This is a genomic window from Ancylobacter koreensis (assembly GCF_023016525.1).
GTDB lineage: Bacteria > Pseudomonadota > Alphaproteobacteria > Rhizobiales > Xanthobacteraceae > Ancylobacter > Ancylobacter koreensis.
Genome location: NZ_JALKCG010000001.1, coordinates 89,560 through 108,910, shown reverse-complemented (window position 1 = coordinate 108,910; position 19,351 = coordinate 89,560). Strand labels below are relative to the sequence as shown.

Genomic DNA, 19,351 nt, shown 5'->3' with positions numbered 1-19,351 from the left:
AAAAAGCGGTACGCAGAGGGGCTAAATTGGGCGGGGCCGACCGTACACAGTATTGGCAAGTCGAGTGCTAGGCGCCGTTCCGTCAGCGTGGGCCTCGCGACATGGCGGTCGATGGCGGCCTCGGCAGCGTCGCGCGGCTCACGGGAGCTTGATTAAAAAGGCTTTCCGGCCAATGGTTTGCTTTATAAGGTATGCTTCCGCACATTATTCATTATTAGGTATACCAAAAGTGGTATGCCAAATACAAAATAATATAAATACGTAATACCAGTTTACCTTGCGTCGCAACATTGCACTTTAGAATTATCGCTTGGCTTGGCCGCCATCTTGGTACAAGTTATTCCACAGAATATCCGGCGGGAGAGACACCAAGAATCGCCGGCTATCCGAGGTGACATCCCGTTCGCCAGACGTGAGACGTTGCCCAAACCGAAGAGCCGACAGCGGAAAAAGTCGGCCGTTCGACAAACCCCTTGGGAAGGAAACGCCAAATGAAACATTTGCATGCTCTCGGCCTCGGCGCCGTGACCGCTCTTGGCATGACGGCCCTGTCCATGCTGCCGGCCTCGGCGGCGTGGGAGCCCACCAAGCCGGTCGAGTTCATCGTGCCGGCCGGCACCGGCGGCGGCGCCGACCAGATGGCCCGCACGCTTCAGGGCATCATCGCCAAGCACGACCTGATGTCGACCCAGCTCGTCGTCATCAACAAGTCCGGCGGCGCCGGCGGCGAGGGCTTCCTCGATGTGAAGAGCAACAAGGGCAATCCGCACAAGATCGTCATCACGCTCTCCAACCTGTTCACCACCCCGCTCGCCACCGGCATTCCCTTCAACTGGAAGGACCTGACCCCGGTCGCGATGCTGGCGCTCGACGAATTCATCCTGTGGGTGAACGCCGAGGCTCCCTACAAGACCGCGCAGGAGTATGAGGCCGCGATCAAGGCCGCCCCGGACGGCACCTTCAAGATGGGTGGCACGGGCTCAAAGCAGGAAGACCAGATCATCACCGTCGCCATCGAGAAGGCGCTCGGCAAGAAGATGACCTACATCCCCTACAAGGGCGGTGGCGAGGTCGCGGTGCAGCTGGTGGGCAATCACATCAATTCGAGCGTGAACAACCCGATCGAGGCGGTCTCCCAGTGGCGCGGCGACAAGGTCCGCCCGCTCTGCGTGTTCGACAGCAAGACGCTCCCCTACACCGACAAGATCCAGGGCGACCTGTCCTGGTCCTCGGTGCCGACCTGCAAGTCGGCCGGCCTCGACGTCGAGTATCTCATGCTGCGCGGCATCTTCATGCCCCCGGGCGTGTCGCAGGAGCAGGTCGATTACTTCGTGAACCTGTTCAAGAAGGTCCGCGAGACCCCCGAGTGGCAGCAGCTCATGAAGGACGGCGCCTTCAACCAGACCTTCATGGCCGGCGACGAATTCAAGGCGTGGGTCGAGCAGTCCGAGAAGACCCATAAGGGTCTCATGCAGGAAGCCGGCTTCATCGCCGGCAACTGATCGGGCGCGCGATGGCGTAGCCTAGGCACGGCCGACCTTCGGGCCGGCCGCGCGATCCCCGAGCGGATCGCGACGTGCGTGGCGCAGGGGCGGGGGAGCGTGAGCGCCTCCCCGCCGGGCGCCCTTCAGCCGACATAAAACAAGACATCCAGCGGGCTGGTGCCACTGTGCCGTCGACGGGCCTCTGTCCCGCCGGCCCGTTCTTTGCGCGGATTTTCGGAGAGATCGTGATGGAACAGGCTCATGGAGCCGGTGGTACGGGGCCCAAGCAACGTGCCGTCGAGATCGGCACGGCGCTGCTGACCCTGCTGTTCGGCCTTATCGTTATCTATGGAAGCTATCTCGTGGGCGTGGGCTGGGGTTCGGACGGCCCGCAGGCCGGCTTCTTCCCCTTCTATGTCGGCCTGATCATCGTCGGCTGCAGCCTGATCAACGTGGTCTCCGGCCTGCGCGAGGACGAGAACGAGCTGTTCGCCGAATGGGGCCAGCTCGGGCAGGTGCTCCGGGTGCTCATTCCGGCGACCATCTACGTGCTGCTGGTGCCGTTCCTCGGCATCTACCTGCCGTCGGTCATCCTCATCGTCGTGTTCATGACCTGGCTGGGCAAGTACGGGCTGCCGCTGTCGCTGGCGGTCGGCTTCGGTGTGCCGGCCTTCTTCTACATCACGCTTGAGCGCTGGTTCCTGATCCCCCTCCCCAAGGGGCCGATCGAGGCGATGCTCGGACTCTGATCACTGACAGATAGGGCGGAGCCGGCGGCCAGCCGCTCCCCCGGGGGAAGCGCCCATGCTCGATAATTTCATCAATCTCTACCACGGCTTCTACATAGCCGGCGATCCGTTCAACATCCTGCTGATGGTGATCGGCATCCTGCTCGGCGTGATCATCGGCGTGCTGCCGGGCCTCGGCGGCGCCAACGGCGTCGCCATCCTGCTGCCGCTGACCTTCTCGATGTCGCCGACCTCGGCGATCATCCTGCTGACCTGCATCTACTGGGGCGCGCTGTTCGGCGGCGCCATCACCTCCGTCCTGTTCAACATCCCGGGCGAGCCGTGGTCGGTGGCCACGACCTTCGACGGCCATCCGATGGCGCGTTCGGGACGGGCGGGCGAGGCTCTGACGGCCGCCTTCACCTCGTCCTTCGTCGGTGCCTTCTTCGCGATCGTGATGATCACCATGATCGCGCCGCTGGTCGCCCAGTTCGCGCTGCAGTTCGGCCCGGCCGAGAAGTTCGCGGTGTACTTCCTCGCCTTCGCCTCCTTCGTGGGCATGAGCAAGGAGCCGCCTTCCAAGACCATCGTCTCCATGATGATCGGCTTCGCGCTCGCCGCGGTCGGCCTCGACATGGTGACCGGCCAGCTGCGCCTGACCTTCGGCATCACCGAACTGCTCAACGGCTTCGACTTCCTCATCGCGGTCATCGGTCTGTTCGGCATCGGCGAAATCCTGCTCACGATGGAAGAGGGCCTGGAGTTCCGCGGCAAGGCGGCGAAGATCGACCCGAAGGTGGTGTGGAAGACCTGGAAGACGCTGCCGCGCTACTGGTCGACCTCGCTGCGCTCCTGCATCATCGGCTGCTGGATGGGCATCACGCCCGCCGGTGCGACGCCGGCCTCCTTCATGGCCTATGGCATCGCCAAGCGCGTGTCGAAGAACGGCAAGAACTTCGGCAATGGCGAGATCGAGGGCGTCGTCGCCCCCGAGACCGCCGCGCACGCCGCCGGCACGGCCGCCATGCTGCCGATGCTCGCCCTCGGCGTCCCCGGTTCGCCGACCGCCGCGGTTCTGCTCGGCGGCCTGCTGATCTGGGGTCTGCAGCCCGGTCCGATGCTGTTCGTCGAACAGGCCGAGTTCGTGTGGGGCCTCATCGCCTCCATGTATCTGGGCAACATCGTCGGCCTCATCCTCGTGCTGACCACGGTGCCGCTCTTCGCCTCGATCCTGCGCATCCCCTTCTCGATCATCGCTCCGGTGATCCTGGTGATCTGCGCGATCGGTGCCTACACCGTGAACAACAACGTCTTCGACGTGCTGATGATGATGGTGTTCGGTGTCCTCGGCTACCTCCTGAAGAAGACCAACTATCCGCTCGCGCCGCTCGTGCTGGCCATCGTTCTCGGCGACAGCGCCGAGGAGGCCTTCCGTCAGGCGCTGCTCTACTCGGGCGGTTCGCTGGGCGTGTTCTTCTCGAACGGGCTGGTCTCCAGCATCATGGCCATCGGCCTGATCGCGGGTCTGTGGCCGGTCATCTCCTTCCTGATCTCCAAGCTGCGCGGCTCCTCCGCCCAGCCTGCGTGAGTACAGGACGACAAAGACCCGCCGCGCGGCTGCCGCGCGGCGGGTTCGGCCTGAGGAAGGCGGCGCCCGCGCCGCCGGTCTCGGGCGCCCAGGCGAAGGGCGGGGCCAATCGCCCTTCCGCCGAATCCCTCGTCCCCGGAGAGGGAGATCGGGCAATCAGCGGCGCGGGGGACCGCCGGACGAGCCACGCCAGAGAAGGTGGCCGCCGCAGCGGGACGCGCGCCGGTGTTTCGGGGGACGGGAGGCAACGCCAATGATCTATGCCGATAACAGGCTTCATTCCCGATGCGGCGGGCCGACGCCCGCAGCCGGGCGCGGGACGGAAGCATCATGATGAGCGTCGAAAGCACGATCCGCCGGGTCAATGGGGGCGCCGCGAAGCTCTCCGTCGCGCCGCTCGAGGACACGTCCACCTTCAAGAACCGCGCCTATGCCGCGCTGAAGGAGGTCATCGTCTCGCTCAACATCTACGACCAGGCCAGCGAGGTCCGGCTCGACGAGCGCCAGCTCGCCCAGAGCCTCGGCGTCAGCCGCACGCCGGTCCGCGAGGCGATGGCGCAGCTCGAACGCGAGGGCTTCGTCCACTCGGTGCCGCGCCGCGGCATCTATGTGGTGCGCAAGACCAAGCGCGAGGTGATCGAGATGATCCAGGTGTGGGCGGCGCTGGAAAGCCTCGCCGCACGCCTGATCACCCTGCACGCCAGCGACGAGGAGATCAGCCAGCTTCGCCGGATGTTCGCCTCCTTCGACGAAGGCACGCCGCACGCCAAGCTGGATGAATATTCCGAGATCAACATCCAGTTCCACCAGACCATCATCGCGATGGGCGGCAACGGCATCCTCGTCAATCTGGCGGAGAACCTGTTCACCCATATGCGCATGATCCGCCGCAAGACGATCGGCGAGGAGGACCGGGCGGACCGCTCGATCCAGGACCACCTCGCCATCATCCAGGCACTGGAGGCGCGCGATACCGGCGCCGCCGAGGTGCTGGTGCGCAACCATGCGCTCGGCCTCGCCGACCACGTGTCGCGCTTCGCCGACTATCTGGAATAGCGGCGCCGGGGCATCCGGCGGCGCCGAACGAACTTCCCCAACCTCTTCCCGGCGGGTTCCTCGACCCCGCCGGGCTCTTTTTTGGCAGGCGCGGGCCGGTCGCAGGACCTGCCCGCGCTTGTGGCGTTCCGGCCGGTCGCGTGGACCGGGTGTGGCGTTGCTGCACCGCGTCCGCACGCTTTATCGTGCGCGAGAGGTCGGCCGTTGCGCGCCGGCAGCGATTACGTTACGCACGATTCAAGGGCCGGACGCCGGGCCCCCTCACACATTCCAGCCGTTCCGCCACGCCGCAGGGGAGCCCGCCGGCATGCTGCGCTCGTTGACCGATTTCATCGCCGAGATCGCCGGCGGCGGGCGCGAATCCATCGCCTTCGCGGAGAACGACTACCGGCTGGCGGCGGCGGCGCTGCTTGTGCATGTCGTGACCATCGACGGGGTGATCGGTGCCGACGAGATGGGCAGGCTGCGCAGCATTCTCGCCGCCCAGTTCGACCTGCCCGAGGCCGATGCCGAGCGGCTGCTGGAAGCCGCGATCGCCCGCGACGCCGAGGCGGTCGATCTCTATGCCTTCACCAGCGTGCTCAACCGCGCGATGGACGAGGAAGGCCGCAAGCGCGTGGTCGAGATGATGTTCGAGGTCGCCTATGCCGATGGCGGGCTGACCGAGTTCGAGGACAATCTGGTCTGGCGGGCGGCCGAACTGCTCAATATCTCCTCGCGTGACCGCGTGCAGATCCGCAAGCGTGTGCGCGACGACGCCGAGGACTGAGCGGCGCCGGCCTGTTTCGGCTCCCGGCGCGGCTGTCGTGCCGGCGTTGCCCAGATGGCGCCATCCTTGCTTGCCGATATTCTGAACGCGCCTCGAATCGCCCCTCCTTCGCCCCGCTCGTGCCTCGCCCCGATATGACTTGCGCTGCAGCTCCGCTCCCCGTGCTGATCGTGCTCCATCAGCAGCATTCCTCGCCCGGCCGCGTCGGGCGGCTGCTGGTCGAACGCGGCTATCGCCTCGACATCCGGCGCCCCTGCCTCGGCGAGCCGCTGCCGCCGACGCTGGCCGGACATGCCGGGGCCATCGTGTTCGGCGGTCCCCAGAGCGCCAATGACTGCCACGACTATGTCCGGGCGGAGATCGACTGGATGGCGGTGCCGCTGCGCGAGGGCAAGCCGTATCTGGGCATCTGCCTAGGCGCGCAGATGCTGGCCCGGCATCTCGGCGCCCGGGTCGCCCCGCATCCCGAAGGGCTGGTGGAGATCGGCTACTACCCGGTGCGCGTTACCGCCGCCGGCTCGGCGCTGCTTGCGGCCGCCCCCGGCACGGCTGGCCCGGCCTGGCCGGATCACGTCTACCATTGGCACCGCGAAGGCTTCGAGCTTGCCAACGGCGCCGATCTTCTGGCGGAGGGCCCGACCTTCCCGAACCAGGCGTTCCGCTACGGTCCGGCGGCCTTCGGCATCCAGTTCCATCCGGAAGTGACGTTCGGCATGATGTATCGCTGGACCGCGCGGGCCAGCGACCGGCTTGGCCAGGCCGGCGCGCGCTCCCGCCCGGCACATTTCTACGGCCGGCTGCAGCACGATCGCCGTATCCGGCTCTGGCTCGACGCCTTTCTCGATCACTGGCTGGCGAGCGGTCCGCTGCCGGCGGTGTAGGAGCCGCGCCCGTCCGCGCAACTGCCAATGAAAAAGCCGCGCGGCGGGGAGCCGGCGCGGCTTTTCCAATTCTCGTCGGGCTTTCGCCCAAAACACCATCCGGCGCCGCGCGTTGCGCCCCGGCTTCCTTGTTTCAGGCGGCCTCAGACGGCCTTCTTGGCGCGGCCACGGCCGCGGGCCGGGGCAGGCGTCGCCGGCTTCTTGCGCTGCTGGCCGAGGCCCATCTTCTTGGCGAGGTTAGAGCGCGCCTCGGCATAGCTCGGGGCGACCATCGGATAATCGTTCGGCAGGCCCCACTTCGCCCGGTATTCCTCGGGCGTCAGATTGTACTTGGTGCGCAGATGACGCTTGAGCGACTTGAACTTCAGGCCGTCCTCAAGGCAGATGATATATTCCGGCGTCACCGACTTCTTCACGGGAACGGCGGGCTTCAGCACTTCCTCGACCACGGCGGGAGCCGGAGTGGAGAGGCGAAGCAGCGCGCCATGAACCTTGGCGATCAGATCGGGAAGCTCGGTCGCGGGAACCGAATTGTTGCCGACGAAGGCGGCGACGACGTCCGCAGTGAGGCCGAGATAATCGACCGACGAAGCATCCTGCTCTGACATTTATTTCTCCATTGATATCCCGAGGGATTTATCACTGTCGGTGAAAAGGTCAACTACGAACGCCAAGCATCGCATGATGAAAATAACTGAATCGGGGCGGTTATCACGTAATTGGGTGCCGCTGTTCTGATGTGATGCGTGTCTTTCGTGGCCAGATCGGCGGCGTTCCCGCCATCAGGCGTCGGCCACCTTTCCTCTCGATCCGGCCATGTCGTTCGGGAAGGTCGAAATCCGCCTCGAACGCCCCGGATTCAGCGGATACGACGGAGGTTTGAGGGCTTTGTCGCAACCTCGGTTCCGCCGAAGACATGTTTCAAAAATAGAAACAACTTGCGGATTCGTTGCCGCTGCGCCTCTTGCAGAATTTGTAGCGATTCTAAAGATGGCGCGGGGCTTATCGGCCGGCTCTGCCGCGTCAAACATAGATGTGATCGAAGAAGGCGCGCTCCAGCGTAACGGCGCGCGAGAAAAAGGCGGCGGCGGTGGTGCGCGATTCGGCGTCAATGGCGTCGCCGACCCGGTCGAGCTCGCCGCGCAACCAGTCCACGAAGGCGCGGAAGCCGTCATTATTGTGCAGCGTGATCCATTCCGCATGCACGAAATCCGGCGGCAGCTCCGCGCCGGGGCGGTCGGCCCAGGAGAGATAGATCCATTCGGCGACGGTGAGCACGGCGAGGCACGCCGCATAGTCGCGGCTGGCGGCGGCGTCGCGCATCAGCGCCTGAAATCCCGTCGTCGGTGCGGTGAGCACGGGATGCAGACGCTCGGCCGCCGGAACGCCCAGCGCGTCGAAGGAGCGCTGGAAATAGGTGTTCTCGTCCGAGGTGATCATCGCCGCGAACTGGGCGAAGCGGATGCGGGAATCGAAGCGGTCGGCGGTGGCGATGGCCATGCCGAGCAGGGCGACGAAGCCGTCGATGAACTGGTAGTCCTGCGTCAGGTATCGGCGCATCACCTCCGGCGGCACCGTGCCGGCGAAGATCTCCTCGACGAAGCGGTGGCCAGTGGCGGCTCGCCAGTTTTCCGCGTTCTGCGCGCGCAGTTCCTCGCTGAAGCTCATCGATCTCCGTCCCGCCTGTTGTCGGCCACGTTCTAGGGCGGCAGGCGCGGGGCGTCGAGATGGTTCGCGGGGGCCGGTCGCTACATCCGCACGGTCTGCCCGCCATCGACGGTGAGCACATGGCCATTGACGAAGGAGGCCTCGTCCGAGGCGAGGAAGACGGCGGCGGCACCGATTTCGTGCGGGCGGCCCCAGCGCCCGACCGGCACGCGGATGTCGACGAATTCGGAGAAGCGCGCGTCGCGCACGAGGCCTTCATTCGTCTCGGTGGCGAACATGCCGGGGGCGATGGCGTTGCTGGTGATGCCCTCGCGCGCATGGTCGACGGCCAGCGCCCGCATCAGCCCGGTGAGCCCGGCCTTGGCGGCGGTGTAGACCGGGTCGTGCCGGTTGGCGACATGGCCGGCGATGGAGGTGACGGTGATCAGCCGGCCGTGCCGGTGCGCGGCCATGTGCGCGGCGGCCTCGCGCGCCAGCATCATCGGCGCCAGAAGATCGGTGGCGATCAGCCGTTCGGCCTCGGTGGGAGTGAAGTCGCTGAGCGGGCGGCGGTCGCGGGCGCCGACATTGTTGACGAGAATGTCGAGCCGACCCTCGTCGCGGGCGAGGCCGGCAATGGCTTCGCGGCCGGCCGCCATATCCGCGACGTCGAAGGGCAGGGCACGGACCGGGTGGCGGGCCGCTTCAGTGATACGGGCGGCGGCATCGTCCAGTCGGGCGGCGTCGCGCCCGTTAATCGCCACCCGGGCGCCGGCCAGCGCGAGCGCCTTCGCCATCTCGAAGCCGAGCCCGCGGCCGGCGCCCGTGACAAGGGCGACCCGTCCGTCGAGACGGAAGGGCGGGCGCGGGGATGAGGCAGCGTCGGTCATCGCAAGCTCGATCGATGGGGGGTGCATGGATTCCCGGCACTCTGGCCCTGCGCGGGGCGCGGCGCCACCCGCTTCCGACGCTGGACAGGCCTGCGCTCTCTGTGTACTGAAAGGTACAGTCAGGACCGATCGGTACACAGATGCGCCACTATATCCATCGCCACCAGCCTCCCCACAAGCCGCATGTCGCGCTGCTCGCCGGCATCGGCGCCATGATCGCCATCGGCGTCACCGGCGCGATCAGCCTGTATGGCGGCGCGCCGCTGCTCATCGCGCCTTTCGGCGCCAGCAGCGTGCTGCTGTTCTCGGTGCCGAACAGTCCGCTTTCGCAGCCTGCCAATGTGGTGGGCGGCCATCTTCTGGCGACGGCGGCGGCGGTGGCGCTGCATCTGGTACTGCCGGGCACCTGGTGGGCGGCGGCCATCGCCGTGGGCGTCGCCATCTCGCTGATGGCGCTGCTGCGTGTCACCCATCCGCCGGCCGGCGCCGATCCGCTGCTGGTCTTCGCCTCCGATCCCGGCTGGAGCTTCGTGCTCATGCCCGTGGGGCTCGGCGCCGTGGCGCTGGTGGTCATCGCCGCGCTGTTCCACCGTTTCACCGGCACGACCTATCCGCTGAAGGCGCCCTGATGGCGCGCGAGGTCGCCGAGCGCGCCGACATCGTGCCCGTGCTGGCGGAGATTTTCCGTGAGCACGGCTTTGCGGGCGCGAGTCTTGCCCTCATCACGGCGCGCACGGGGCTCGGCAAGGGCAGCCTCTACCACTTCTTTCCCGGCGGAAAGGAGGAGATGGCGGCGGCGGTGCTGGCCGATATCGACGGCTGGTTCGAGCGCGAGATCTATGTCCCGCTGCGCGCCGGCGAGGATGCGGACGGCGCCCGCACCAGCCTCGCGGCGATGTTCACCAATGTCGACGCCTATTTCCGCTCCGGCCGGCGCAGCTGCCTGATCGGCGCCTTCGCGCTGGGCGACACGCGGGGGCGCTTCGCGGTGATCATCGACGGCTATTTCTGGCGCTGGCAGATGGCGCTGGCCGGCGCGCTCGCCCGCGCCGGGCATGCAAGCTCGCCCGTCGATCTCGCCGAGGAGGTGCTGGTCGGCATTCAGGGCGCCATCGTGCTGGCGCAGGCGCGCGACGACGAGGACGTGTTCCGCCGCGAAATGGCCCGCCTGCGCGCTCGCTGCGGCCTTATGGCCTGAGCCCTTCGTACCGCTTCCGAAGCAGGTGCCGCCCGTGCCAGAGTAATCGACGGCCGCTTTCGGACTGGCATCGGTTTCGCATGCCGGGTGATGATACCGGCGGTGACAGGGGAGTTCGCGCATGCCGCTCATTCGCAACAGCTACGGCAAGGGCCGCGTGCGCATCATGCGGGTGAAGCGCGACAACGCTCGCCACGAGGTGCGCGAGCTCTCCGTGCAGGCGATGCTGACCGGCGATTTCGATGCTGCCTATACCGAGGGCGACAATTCGAAGGTGATCGCCACCGATTCGATCAAGAACATCGTCAACATCGTCGCCCGCGACCATGTGGGTGCCGAGAACGAGGACTTCGTCGGGCTGCTGGCGAGCCATTTTCTCGACCGTTATGCCCATGTCGACGGCGTCGAGATCACCGCCGCCGAGACCCGATGGCGCCGCATCGAGGTCGACGGCGCCGGCCACGACCATTCCTTCGTGCTCGACGGCAACGGCAAGCCCTTCGTGAAGCTCGAAGCCACCCGGCAGGATCGGCGCCTCGTCTCGGGAATCACCGGTTTCACCTTTCTCAAGACGACGGAATCGGGCTGGGAGAATTACTGGTTCGACGAGGCGACGACCCTGAAGCCGACCCCCGACCGTCTCTTCGCCACGGCGATGGATGCCTCCTGGCTGTGGTCGGGGACGCCCGCCTCCTATGCCGGCGCCAATGCCACGGTGATCGACGAGGCGCTGAAGGTGTTCGCTACCACCTACAGCCCCGGCGTCCAGAACACGCTCTACCTGATCGGCGAGGCGGTGCTGGCGGCGGTGCCCGAGATCGCCGAGATCACCATCGCCTGCCCCAACAAGCATTACCTGCCGATCGACCTCTCGCCTTTCGGGCGCGGTTTCGACGGGCAGGTCTTCACCCCGACAGACGAGCCGCATGGCCAGATCGAGTGCACCATTGCGCGTGGCTGATGCCGGTCCCGATCATGCGCCGCGCTCGCGCCCGATGAGACCTGCGCCATGGACCTGAACGCCGTCACCGCCGTGCTGAGGCCGCGCGGCCGCGAGGAGCTTCCGCAGGAGCGGGCGGGCGACGCCTGGCTCGGCGGCGGCACCTGGCTGTTCTCCGAGCCGCAGCCGGCGCTGCGCCGCCTCATCGACCTCTCCAGCCTCGGCTGGAACCCGTTGCGGGCGGACGCGCAGGGGCTCTGCATCGCCGCGACCTGTACCATTGTGAACCTCTACAGCTTCGAGCCGCCGGCGCACTGGCGCGCCGCCTCGCTGATCGCCGAATGCTGCCGCTCCTTCCTCGCCTCGTTCAAGATCTGGAGCATGGCGACGGTGGGCGGCAATGTCTGCCTCGCGCTTCCCGCCGGCCCGATGATCTCGCTCTGCGCCGCGCTGGACGGAGAATGCGTGGTGTGGACGCCGGAGGGCGGCGAGCGGCGCGAGAAGGTGATCGACTTCGTGCGCGGCCCGCGCGAGACGACGCTGGCGCCGGGTGAAGTGCTGCGCGCCATCCAGCTGCCCGCCGCCGCGCTCCTGCGCCGGGCCGCCTTCCGTCGCGCCTCGCTCACCCCGCTCGGGCGCTCCGGCGTGCTGCTGATCGGCACGCTGGACGAGGAGGGCTTCGCGCTCACCGTCACGGCCTCCACCCGTCATCCGGTGCGGCTCGACTTTCCCGCGCTTCCCGGCCGCCAGGCGCTTGCCGAGCGGCTCGCGGGGGCTATTCCCGAAGACCTCTATTACGACGACGTGCACGGCGCGCCCGACTGGCGCCGGCACATGACGGGTCTGCTGGCCGAGGAGATCCGCGAGGAACTGGCGGAGGCGGATGCATGAGGCTGAGCGTCAACGGCCGCGCGCACGAGGTCGAGCCGAGGCCCGGCCAGTGCCTGCGCACGCTGCTGCGGGAGCTTGGCTGGTTCGGGGTGAAGAAGGGGTGCGACGCCGGCGATTGCGGCGCCTGCACCGTGCATCTCGACGGCCGGGCGGTGCACAGCTGCGTGACGCCCGCCTTCCGCGCCGAGGGGCTCGCCGTCACCACGCTGGAGGGCCTCGCCGACACTGTGCCGGGCGAGGGGCTGCACCCGATCCAGCAGGCCTTTCTCGCCGCGCAGGGTTTCCAGTGCGGCTTCTGCACCGCCGGCATGCTGATGACCGCCGCGACGCTCGACCAGGGGCAGAAGGCGGAGCTCCCCGCCGCGCTGAAGGGCAATCTGTGCCGCTGCACCGGCTACCGCGCCATCGCGGATGCGATCCAGGGCATCGCCGCCGTGGAGCCGGACCGGCCGGGCGCGGCGGCCGGGCGCAGCCTGCCGGCCCCCGCCGGCCCCGGCATTGTCACCGGGCGCGCCCGCTACACGATGGACGTGGCGCCGGAGGGCGAACTCGCCGGACTGCTGCACATGAAGCTGCTGCGCTCGCCCCATCCCCATGCGCGCGTTCTCTCCATTGATACGGCGGCGGCGCTCGCCCTTCCCGGCGTGGTGGCGGTGCTGACCCATGAAGACGCACCTCGCCGGCTGTTCTCCACCGCCCGCCACCACCACCCGACCGACGATGCCGACGACACTCGCGTGCTCGATCCCGTGCTGCGCCACATCGGCCAGCGCGTCGCCGCCGTGGTCGCGGTGAGCGAGGCGGCGGCCGAGGCGGGACGCGACGCGCTGCGTGTCGAGTACGAAATTCTGCCGGCGGTGTTCGACCCGGAGGCGGCGATGCGACCCGGCGCGGCGCTGGTGCATGGCGACAAGACGCAGGCCTCGCGCATCGCCGACCCCGCGCGCAACATGGCCGCCGAACTGCACGGCCATGTCGGCGACGTGGAAGCCGGGTTCGCGCAGGCCGAGGTGATCCATGAGGCGACCTATGAGAGCCAGCGCGTGCAGCACGCGCATCTGGAGACGCATGGCTGCATCGGCTGGAGGGACGCCGGCGGGCGGTTGAACATCCGGAGCTCGACGCAGACGCCCTTCCTCACCCGCGACGCGCTGGCCGCGCTCTACGACCTGCCGCGCGAGGATGTGCGCGTCGTCGCCGAGCGCGTGGGCGGCGGCTTCGGCGGCAAGCAGGAGATGCTGACCGAGGATATCGTCGCGCTGGCGGTGATGAAGACCGGACGTCCGGTGAAGCTGGAGTTCACCCGCGCCGAACAGTTTGCCGCCTCGACCAGCCGCCACCCGATGAAGGTGACGCTGAAAATCGGCGCCACGCGCGAAGGGCGGCTGACCGCCATCTCCATGCGCATGCTGCTGAACACCGGCGCCTATGGCAACCATGCCAGCGGCGTGCTCTTCCACGGTTCGGGCGAGTGCATCGCGCTCTATCGCTGCCCGAACAAGAAGGTGGACGGCTACTCGGTCTACACCCATTCCCTGCCGAGTGGCGCCTTTCGCGGCTATGGCCTGAGCCAGACCAATTTCGCCGTCGAATCCGCCATGGACGAGCTGGCCCACAGGCTCGGCATTGATCCCTTTGAATTTCGCCGGCTAAACGTCGTCGTGCCGGGCGACACGATGGTCTCCACTTCGGAGGAGAAGCACGACGTCGAGATGGGCAGCTACGGGCTCGACCAATGCCTTGATGCGGTGGAAGCCGCGCTGGCCCGGCCGGCGCCGGTGAACCTCTCCGACGACTGGCTGGTCGGGCGCGGTGTGGCGGCGGCGATGATCGACACCATTCCCCCGCGCGGCCATGTCGCGCAGACGCGGCTGACGCTCACGCCGCAGGGACGTTACGAACTGCGCACCGGCACGGCGGAATTCGGCAATGGCACGACGACCGTGCACGTGCAGATCGCCGCCACGCTGCTGGGCGCCCGCGTCGACCAGATCGACATGCGCCAGTCCGACACCGCCCATGTCGCGCACGATACCGGCGCCTATGGCTCGACCGGAACGGTGGTGGCGGGCGAAGCGACCCGCCGGGCGGCCGAGGCGCTGGCGGGGGCGATCCGTATGGCCGCCGCCGTGCGGCTCGACGTCTTGCCCGAGGCGTGCCGGATCGAAGCTGATTCCGTGGTTGCCGGTTCCGGCCGGGTCGCGCTCGCCGACCTCGCGCCGCTGGAGGCGACGGGCGATGCCGACGGCTCGCCGCGCTCGGTCGCCTTCAACGTGCAGGGCTTCGAGGTGGCGGTGCACCGGCGCTATGGCGAGATCCGTATCCTGCGCTCGGTCCACGGGGCGGATGCCGGCACCGTCATCAATCCCATGCAGTGCCGGGGGCAGGTGGAAGGCGGCGTGGCGCAGGCCATCGGCGCAGCGCTTTATGAGCGGCTCATCATGGACGAACAGGGGGCGGTCTCGAATCCAAGCTTTCGCGGCTACCACATTCCGGCCTTTGCCGACGTACCGCGCACGGTGGTCTTCTTTGCGGCGACCCATGACAGCGTGGGGCCGCTCGGCGCCAAGTCGATGAGCGAGAGCCCTTACAACCCGGTGGCGGCGGCGCTCGCCAATGCTATCTTCGACGCCACCGGCGTGCGCCTGCGCCGCACGCCCTTCATGGCCGACGAGCTCTACGCGCTGCTGCCCGACCAACTTGCCAGGGATGCGGCGGAATGAGCGCGGGGAGCGGGATGCGGGCGCTGCGCGGGCCGGCGGCGACGCTCGTCGACAACCCGTTCGAGCAGCCCTCGCGCGCGTGCCTCGTGACGCACGAGGACGCGCTGGTGGTGATCGAGGATGGCATCATCCGCGCCTTCGGCCCCTATGCCGAGCTGAAGGATGCTGTGCCGGCCGGTGCCGAGGTGCATCACTATCCCGACCATCTCCTCGTGCCGGGCTTCATCGACGCGCATGTGCACTTCCCCCAGCTCCAGATGATCGGCGCCTATGGCGCGCAACTGCTGGAATGGCTCGACACCTATACATTCCCCGCCGAGATGAGCTTTGCCGATGCCGGCCATGCCGCGCGCGTGGCACGGCTGTTCCTGCGCGAGCTGCTGCGCGCCGGCACCACGACGGCGATGGTCTACTGCACCGTGCATCCCCATTCGGTGGACGCCTTTTTCGCCGAGTCCGAGCGGTTCAACACCCGCATGATCGCCGGCAAGGTGCTGATGGACCGCAACGCCCCGGCGGCGCTGCTCGACACCGCCCAGCGCGGCTATGACGAGAGTGTCGCGCTGATCGAGCGCTGGCACGGGCGCGGGCGCCAGCTCTATTGCGTGACGCCGCGCTTCGCGCCGACCTCGACCGAGGCGCAGCTCGACGCCGCCGGCGCGCTGCTGAAGACGCGCGACGGGCTCTTCCTGCAGACGCATCTGTGCGAGAACCCCGGCGAGGTGGCATGGGTGCGCGAGCTGTTTCCCGCCCGCGCCTCCTATCTCGATGTCTACGCCCATGCCGGCCTCGTTGGGCCGCGCTCCATGTTCGGCCATGCGGTGCACATGCATGAGGGCGATTTCTGCACCTGCCACCAGAGCGGGGCGGGGCTGGCGCATTGCCCGACCTCGAACCTCTTTCTCGGCAGCGGGCTGTTCCGCCTGTTCGACGCGGTGGACCCGCGCCGCCCGGTGAGGGTCGGCCTCGGCACCGATGTGGGCGGAGGCACTTCGCTCTCGCAGCTCCAGTCGCTGAACGAGGCCTACAAAGTGGCGGCGCTCACCGGCCACAAGCTCGACGCGGTGCAGGGCTTCTATCTCGCCACTCTCGGCGGGGCGCGGGCGCTCGGGCTGGAAGGCACGCTCGGCCGGCTGGCGCCGGGCCACGAGGCCGACATCTGCGTGCTCGACCCGCAGGCGACGCCGCTGATGGCATTCCGCGCCGGCTATTGCGCCTCCATCGAGGAACTGCTGTTCATGCTGATGACGCTCGGCGACGACCGCGCCGTGCGCGCCACCTATGCCGCCGGCGCCTGCGTCTACGACCGCGCGCGGCCCGGCGATCCCTTCCTCCCTGCTTCCTCCTGAGGTGTCCCGTGTCCGAACGCATCAGCCTCGACGAGCTCAACGGGCGGGACAAAGCCGGCTTCGTCGCCGCGCTGGGCGATATTTTCGAGCACGCGCCCTGGGCGGCGGAGTACGCTTTCGACAGACGCCCCTTCGCGACGGTGAGCGCGCTGCATGCGGCGATGATGGAGGCGCTGCGGGTGCGCGGCGAGGCGGAGCAGGCGGCCTTCGTCGCCGCCCATCCCGATCTCGCCGGCAAGGCGGCGCGGGCCGGGGCGATGACGGCGGCCTCCGTCTCCGAGCAGGCGGGCCTCGGGCTCGACCGGCTGTCCGAGGAGGAATATGCCCGCTTCGAAAAGCTGAACGCCGCCTACCGCGCGCGCTTCGGATTTCCCTTCGTGATCTGCGTGCGGCGGCAGACGCGCGACGCCATTCTCGATGCCTTCGAGCGCCGGCTGGGCAACGACCGGGCGGGTGAACTGGCCGCCGCGCTGGCCGAGATCGGCCACATCACCCGGCTGCGGCTGGTGGAGCGGGTGGAAGGCCCCGGCCTGCCGGCGGTGGCCGGGCGGCTGTCGACCCATGTGCTGGACACCCACGCCGGCCGTCCCGCGGCCGGTGTGGGCATTGCGCTTTACGAGGTCGGCGCCTCGGGGCGGGCGCTGCTGTGCCGGACCGTAACCAATGCCGATGGTCGCACCGATACGCCGCTGATCGCGGGCGTGCCGCTGCGCGTCGGCCGATATGAGCTGGAATTCGGCATTGGCGCCTATTTCGCCACGCGGGGGCTCGACCTGCCGGAGCGGCCCTTTCTTGACACGGTGCCGATCCGCTTCGGCATCGCCGAACCGGAAGGGCACTACCATGTGCCACTCGCCGTCACGCCGTGGAGCTATTCCACCTATCGCGGGAGCTGAGCGCGTCGCCGCTCGGCGATGGGTGGCGCGTCAGCGATGGGCGTAGGAATTGATCAGCGACTGCCAGCGGATGGCGGCGTCGCCATTGGTGGCGGCGGCGTTGTTCGGCTGGTTCGGCAGCTTCTGCCGCTGCTCCCATGGAAAGGGCGAGCGCGGCTGGTTCTGCGCTTGCGCGGCGACGATGAGGAGCGGCGCGACGGCGAGAGCGGCGCCGGCCCGTGCGATGAAACGGTTCGTCTTCATGGTCGTCATGCCTCGAACGGGGCGCCGCAGCGCTGTTCGGGGGAGCATCCACCTTTCGCGCGGCGGCGGCGCTCACATCCCTGCGACCGTTCTGGCCTATCACCGGCTGTTGAAGGACGCGCCGCGCGCCGTGGAGGGGTCAGGCCTCCGGCGCGCCGGGAAGGGTATGATAGCGGCGGCTGAAATAGATCAGGCCTTCGCGCGCGCCGCCTTCGGCGAGGCCGACCACCTCGCAGAACAGCACGTCGTGCGTGCCGACCTCGACGGTCCTCACGATTTTGCAGTCGAAGGCGACCACGGCGCCGGCCAGCATGGGCGCGCCGGTGGCGGAGGCGCACCATTGCCCGCGCGCGAACCGCTCTTCCGGCGGGGTGCGGCCGCCAAACAGGTTGGAGAGTTCCTCATGGCCGGCGGCGAGCGTGTTGACGCAGATCACCCCGTTGGCGTGCACCGCGCTCGCCGCCGAGGAGCTCTTGTTGAGGCAGACCAGCAGCGTCGGCGGGCTGTCGGTGACGGAACACACGGCCGAGGCGGTGAAGCCGTGGCGTCCCGCGGGCCCGTCGGTGGTGACGATGTTCACCGCCGCGCCGAGGCACGCCATGGCGTCGCGGAACTGCTGCCGCGTGACCGGCGGGGCAATCGTGGCCGGGGTCTCCCCGGCGGGCATGCATTGGCCCATCTTCGTCTCCCTCGCATCTGCCGGTAGCCGGCAAAGCGAAGGGCGCGGGTTGTCCCGCGCCCTCCTTCGCGGATCAGAATTCGCGCAGATTGTCGCGCAGAAGCTGGTGCTTGTACTCGGTGCGGGTGAGGCCCCGGCGCTGCAGCTCTGGCACCAGCCCGTCGACGATCTCGGTGATGTAGCGGCGCGAGACGCGCAGCACCGGGGTGGTGATGAGGAAACCGTCGCCACCGACCTCGGCCATCGCCGCGCCCATCTTCTCGGCCACCTGCGCCGGGGTGCCGATCAGCTCCAGCGAGGAGACGAGCCCGCCGCCGCCATCGGCCGCGAGCTGCCGCAGCGTCTTGCCCGAGCCCCATTGCTGGAACTTGTCGAGCGTGCCGGATTCGCCATTGGTGACGAGCTTCTCCGGCAGCGGCTTGTCGAGGTCGTACTGCGCGAAGTCGATCTCGGTGATGGCGGAAATCGAGATCAGCACGTCGGTGACGAAATTGTCCGACAGGGTGACCTGCTCGTAGCGGGCGCGCGCCGCCGCCTCGGTCTCGCCAAGGCTCGGCGTGATGCAGAAGAACACCTTGATGTCGTCCGGGTTGCGGCCAATCTTCTCGGCGCGCGCGCGGATGTCGGCGCGGAACTCCTTCATGCCCTCCACGCCGTTGGCCACCGAGACGATGGCGTCGGCGTGCTGGGCGGCGAAATCGCGTCCGCGCGGCGAGGCGCCGGCCTGGAGGTAGACCGGGCGGCGCTGGGGCGAGGGCACGGTGTTGAGCGGCCCGCGCACCTGGTAAAAGCGGCCCTTGTGGTCGACCGTGTGGACCTTGGAGCCGTCGGCATAGATGCCGTTCTCGCGGTCGAGCACCACCGCGTCCGGCTCCCAACTCTCGAACAGCTTGCCGACGACCTCCATGTATTCGTCGGCCATGGCGTAGCGGTCCTCGCGCGGAGGCAGCCTGTCCATGCCGAAATTCTTCGCCATCAGGTCCTCGGCGGACGTGACGACGTTCCAGCCGAAGCGGCCCTTGGTGAGGCTGTCGATGGTGGAGGAAAGGCGCGCCAGCATGAAGGGCGGGTAGGCCATGGTCGACATGGTGGCGACGACGCCGAGGTGGCGGGTGGCCATGCCCATGGCGACCGCGAGCGGGGCCGGGTCTGCCTTCGGCACCATCATGGCGTGCTTGAGCGAGAGGTCGCGCGACTTGCCGTAGGTCTCCGGTACCATCAGCTTGTCCTCGATCATGATCAGATCGAAGCAGGCGCGCTCCAGGCTCTGGGCCATCTCGATGTAGAACTGGCCGTCCCAGGGATAGCCGCCCTGCCCGAAGGGTTCACGCCACTCGTCGGGGGTGAAGTTCATGAACCAGGCGAGATGGAAGCGGTTGTCGGCCATGT

19 protein-coding genes are annotated in these 19,351 nt (G+C 68.0%); 13 read left to right on the top strand and 6 right to left on the bottom strand.

Going from position 1 to position 19,351, the window contains the following annotated elements; all coding sequences use genetic code 11:
- Window positions 1-491 precede the first annotated feature (491 nt).
- The 6 genes from MWN33_RS00495 (at window position 492) to MWN33_RS00470 (ending at window position 6,506) form a co-directional block, all read left to right on the top strand.
- Window positions 492-1,502: a Bug family tripartite tricarboxylate transporter substrate binding protein gene (locus MWN33_RS00495; protein WP_247198121.1), complete on the top strand. Its 1,011-nt coding sequence runs from the start codon at window positions 492-494 to the stop codon at window positions 1,500-1,502.
- Between the two features lie 230 nt (window positions 1,503-1,732).
- A complete protein-coding gene (locus MWN33_RS00490) occupies window positions 1,733-2,233 on the top strand; it encodes a tripartite tricarboxylate transporter TctB family protein (protein ID WP_247198120.1) in 501 nt (166 codons plus the stop codon).
- 55 nt (window positions 2,234-2,288) lie between these two features.
- Entirely contained in the window at window positions 2,289-3,800 is a 1,512-nt protein-coding gene (locus MWN33_RS00485) for a tripartite tricarboxylate transporter permease (RefSeq protein WP_247198119.1), read from the top strand.
- A gap of 330 nt (window positions 3,801-4,130) precedes the next feature.
- Window positions 4,131-4,856, top strand: a complete 726-nt coding sequence (locus tag MWN33_RS00480; protein ID WP_247198118.1) for a GntR family transcriptional regulator — start codon at window positions 4,131-4,133, stop codon at window positions 4,854-4,856.
- 307 nt (window positions 4,857-5,163) lie between these two features.
- The gene (locus MWN33_RS00475) at window positions 5,164-5,625 is read left to right on the top strand and encodes a tellurite resistance TerB family protein (protein WP_247198117.1); all 462 of its coding nucleotides are present in this window, start codon (window positions 5,164-5,166) and stop codon (window positions 5,623-5,625) included.
- 134 nt (window positions 5,626-5,759) lie between these two features.
- The gene (locus tag MWN33_RS00470; RefSeq protein ID WP_247198116.1) at window positions 5,760-6,506 is read left to right on the top strand and encodes a glutamine amidotransferase; all 747 of its coding nucleotides are present in this window, start codon (window positions 5,760-5,762) and stop codon (window positions 6,504-6,506) included.
- A 143-nt stretch (window positions 6,507-6,649) separates the two neighbouring features.
- Here the strand turns inward: MWN33_RS00470 and MWN33_RS00465 are convergent, their stop codons facing one another.
- The 3 genes from MWN33_RS00465 to MWN33_RS00455 all read right to left on the bottom strand — a co-directional run bounded on the left by MWN33_RS00465 (window position 6,650) and on the right by MWN33_RS00455 (window position 9,043).
- Window positions 6,650-7,114: a Ros/MucR family transcriptional regulator gene (locus MWN33_RS00465; RefSeq protein WP_247198115.1), complete on the bottom strand. Its 465-nt coding sequence runs from the start codon at window positions 7,112-7,114 to the stop codon at window positions 6,650-6,652.
- A 415-nt stretch (window positions 7,115-7,529) separates the two neighbouring features.
- Entirely contained in the window at window positions 7,530-8,174 is a 645-nt protein-coding gene (locus MWN33_RS00460; RefSeq protein ID WP_247198114.1) for a TenA family protein, read from the bottom strand.
- An 80-nt stretch (window positions 8,175-8,254) separates the two neighbouring features.
- Window positions 8,255-9,043 carry an SDR family oxidoreductase gene (locus MWN33_RS00455; RefSeq protein WP_247198113.1) on the bottom strand — a complete coding sequence of 263 codons (789 nt, stop codon included), beginning with the start codon at window positions 9,041-9,043 and terminating at the stop codon, window positions 8,255-8,257.
- A gap of 140 nt (window positions 9,044-9,183) precedes the next feature.
- On the opposite strand from MWN33_RS00455, the gene MWN33_RS00450 reads away from it, so the two are divergent.
- The 7 genes from MWN33_RS00450 to uraD all read left to right on the top strand — a co-directional run bounded on the left by MWN33_RS00450 (window position 9,184) and on the right by uraD (window position 17,040).
- Window positions 9,184-9,672, top strand: coding sequence for an HPP family protein (locus tag MWN33_RS00450; RefSeq protein WP_247198112.1), 489 nt, complete (start codon window positions 9,184-9,186; stop codon window positions 9,670-9,672).
- Window positions 9,672-10,241 carry a TetR/AcrR family transcriptional regulator gene (locus tag MWN33_RS00445; RefSeq protein WP_247198111.1) on the top strand — a complete coding sequence of 190 codons (570 nt, stop codon included), beginning with the start codon at window positions 9,672-9,674 and terminating at the stop codon, window positions 10,239-10,241. Before MWN33_RS00450 ends, MWN33_RS00445 begins: the two co-directional genes overlap by 1 nt.
- A 121-nt stretch (window positions 10,242-10,362) precedes the next feature.
- A complete protein-coding gene (gene pucL, locus MWN33_RS00440) occupies window positions 10,363-11,202 on the top strand; it encodes a factor-independent urate hydroxylase (protein WP_247198110.1) in 840 nt (279 codons plus the stop codon).
- A gap of 48 nt (window positions 11,203-11,250) precedes the next feature.
- A complete protein-coding gene (locus MWN33_RS00435; protein WP_247198109.1) occupies window positions 11,251-12,072 on the top strand; it encodes an FAD binding domain-containing protein in 822 nt (273 codons plus the stop codon).
- Window positions 12,069-14,795: a molybdopterin-dependent oxidoreductase gene (locus MWN33_RS00430; protein WP_247198108.1), complete on the top strand. Its 2,727-nt coding sequence runs from the start codon at window positions 12,069-12,071 to the stop codon at window positions 14,793-14,795. The genes MWN33_RS00435 and MWN33_RS00430 overlap by 4 nt, the downstream gene beginning before the upstream one ends.
- Entirely contained in the window at window positions 14,792-16,144 is a 1,353-nt protein-coding gene (guaD, locus tag MWN33_RS00425; protein ID WP_247198107.1) for a guanine deaminase, read from the top strand. Before MWN33_RS00430 ends, guaD begins: the two co-directional genes overlap by 4 nt.
- Window positions 16,145-16,152: 8 nt before the next feature.
- Window positions 16,153-17,040: a 2-oxo-4-hydroxy-4-carboxy-5-ureidoimidazoline decarboxylase gene (gene uraD, locus MWN33_RS00420; protein WP_247198106.1), complete on the top strand. Its 888-nt coding sequence runs from the start codon at window positions 16,153-16,155 to the stop codon at window positions 17,038-17,040.
- 30 nt (window positions 17,041-17,070) lie between these two features.
- Here uraD and MWN33_RS00415 read toward each other — a convergent pair whose 3' ends face one another.
- From MWN33_RS00415 to MWN33_RS00405, 3 genes are all read right to left on the bottom strand, one after another.
- Entirely contained in the window at window positions 17,071-17,283 is a 213-nt protein-coding gene (locus tag MWN33_RS00415) for a hypothetical protein (protein WP_247198105.1), read from the bottom strand.
- A gap of 139 nt (window positions 17,284-17,422) precedes the next feature.
- Window positions 17,423-17,962, bottom strand: a complete 540-nt coding sequence (locus MWN33_RS00410; RefSeq protein ID WP_425531947.1) for a flavin reductase — start codon at window positions 17,960-17,962, stop codon at window positions 17,423-17,425.
- 73 nt (window positions 17,963-18,035) lie between these two features.
- Entirely contained in the window at window positions 18,036-19,349 is a 1,314-nt protein-coding gene (locus MWN33_RS00405) for an NtaA/DmoA family FMN-dependent monooxygenase (RefSeq protein WP_247198104.1), read from the bottom strand.
- Window positions 19,350-19,351: the final 2 nt, after the last annotated feature.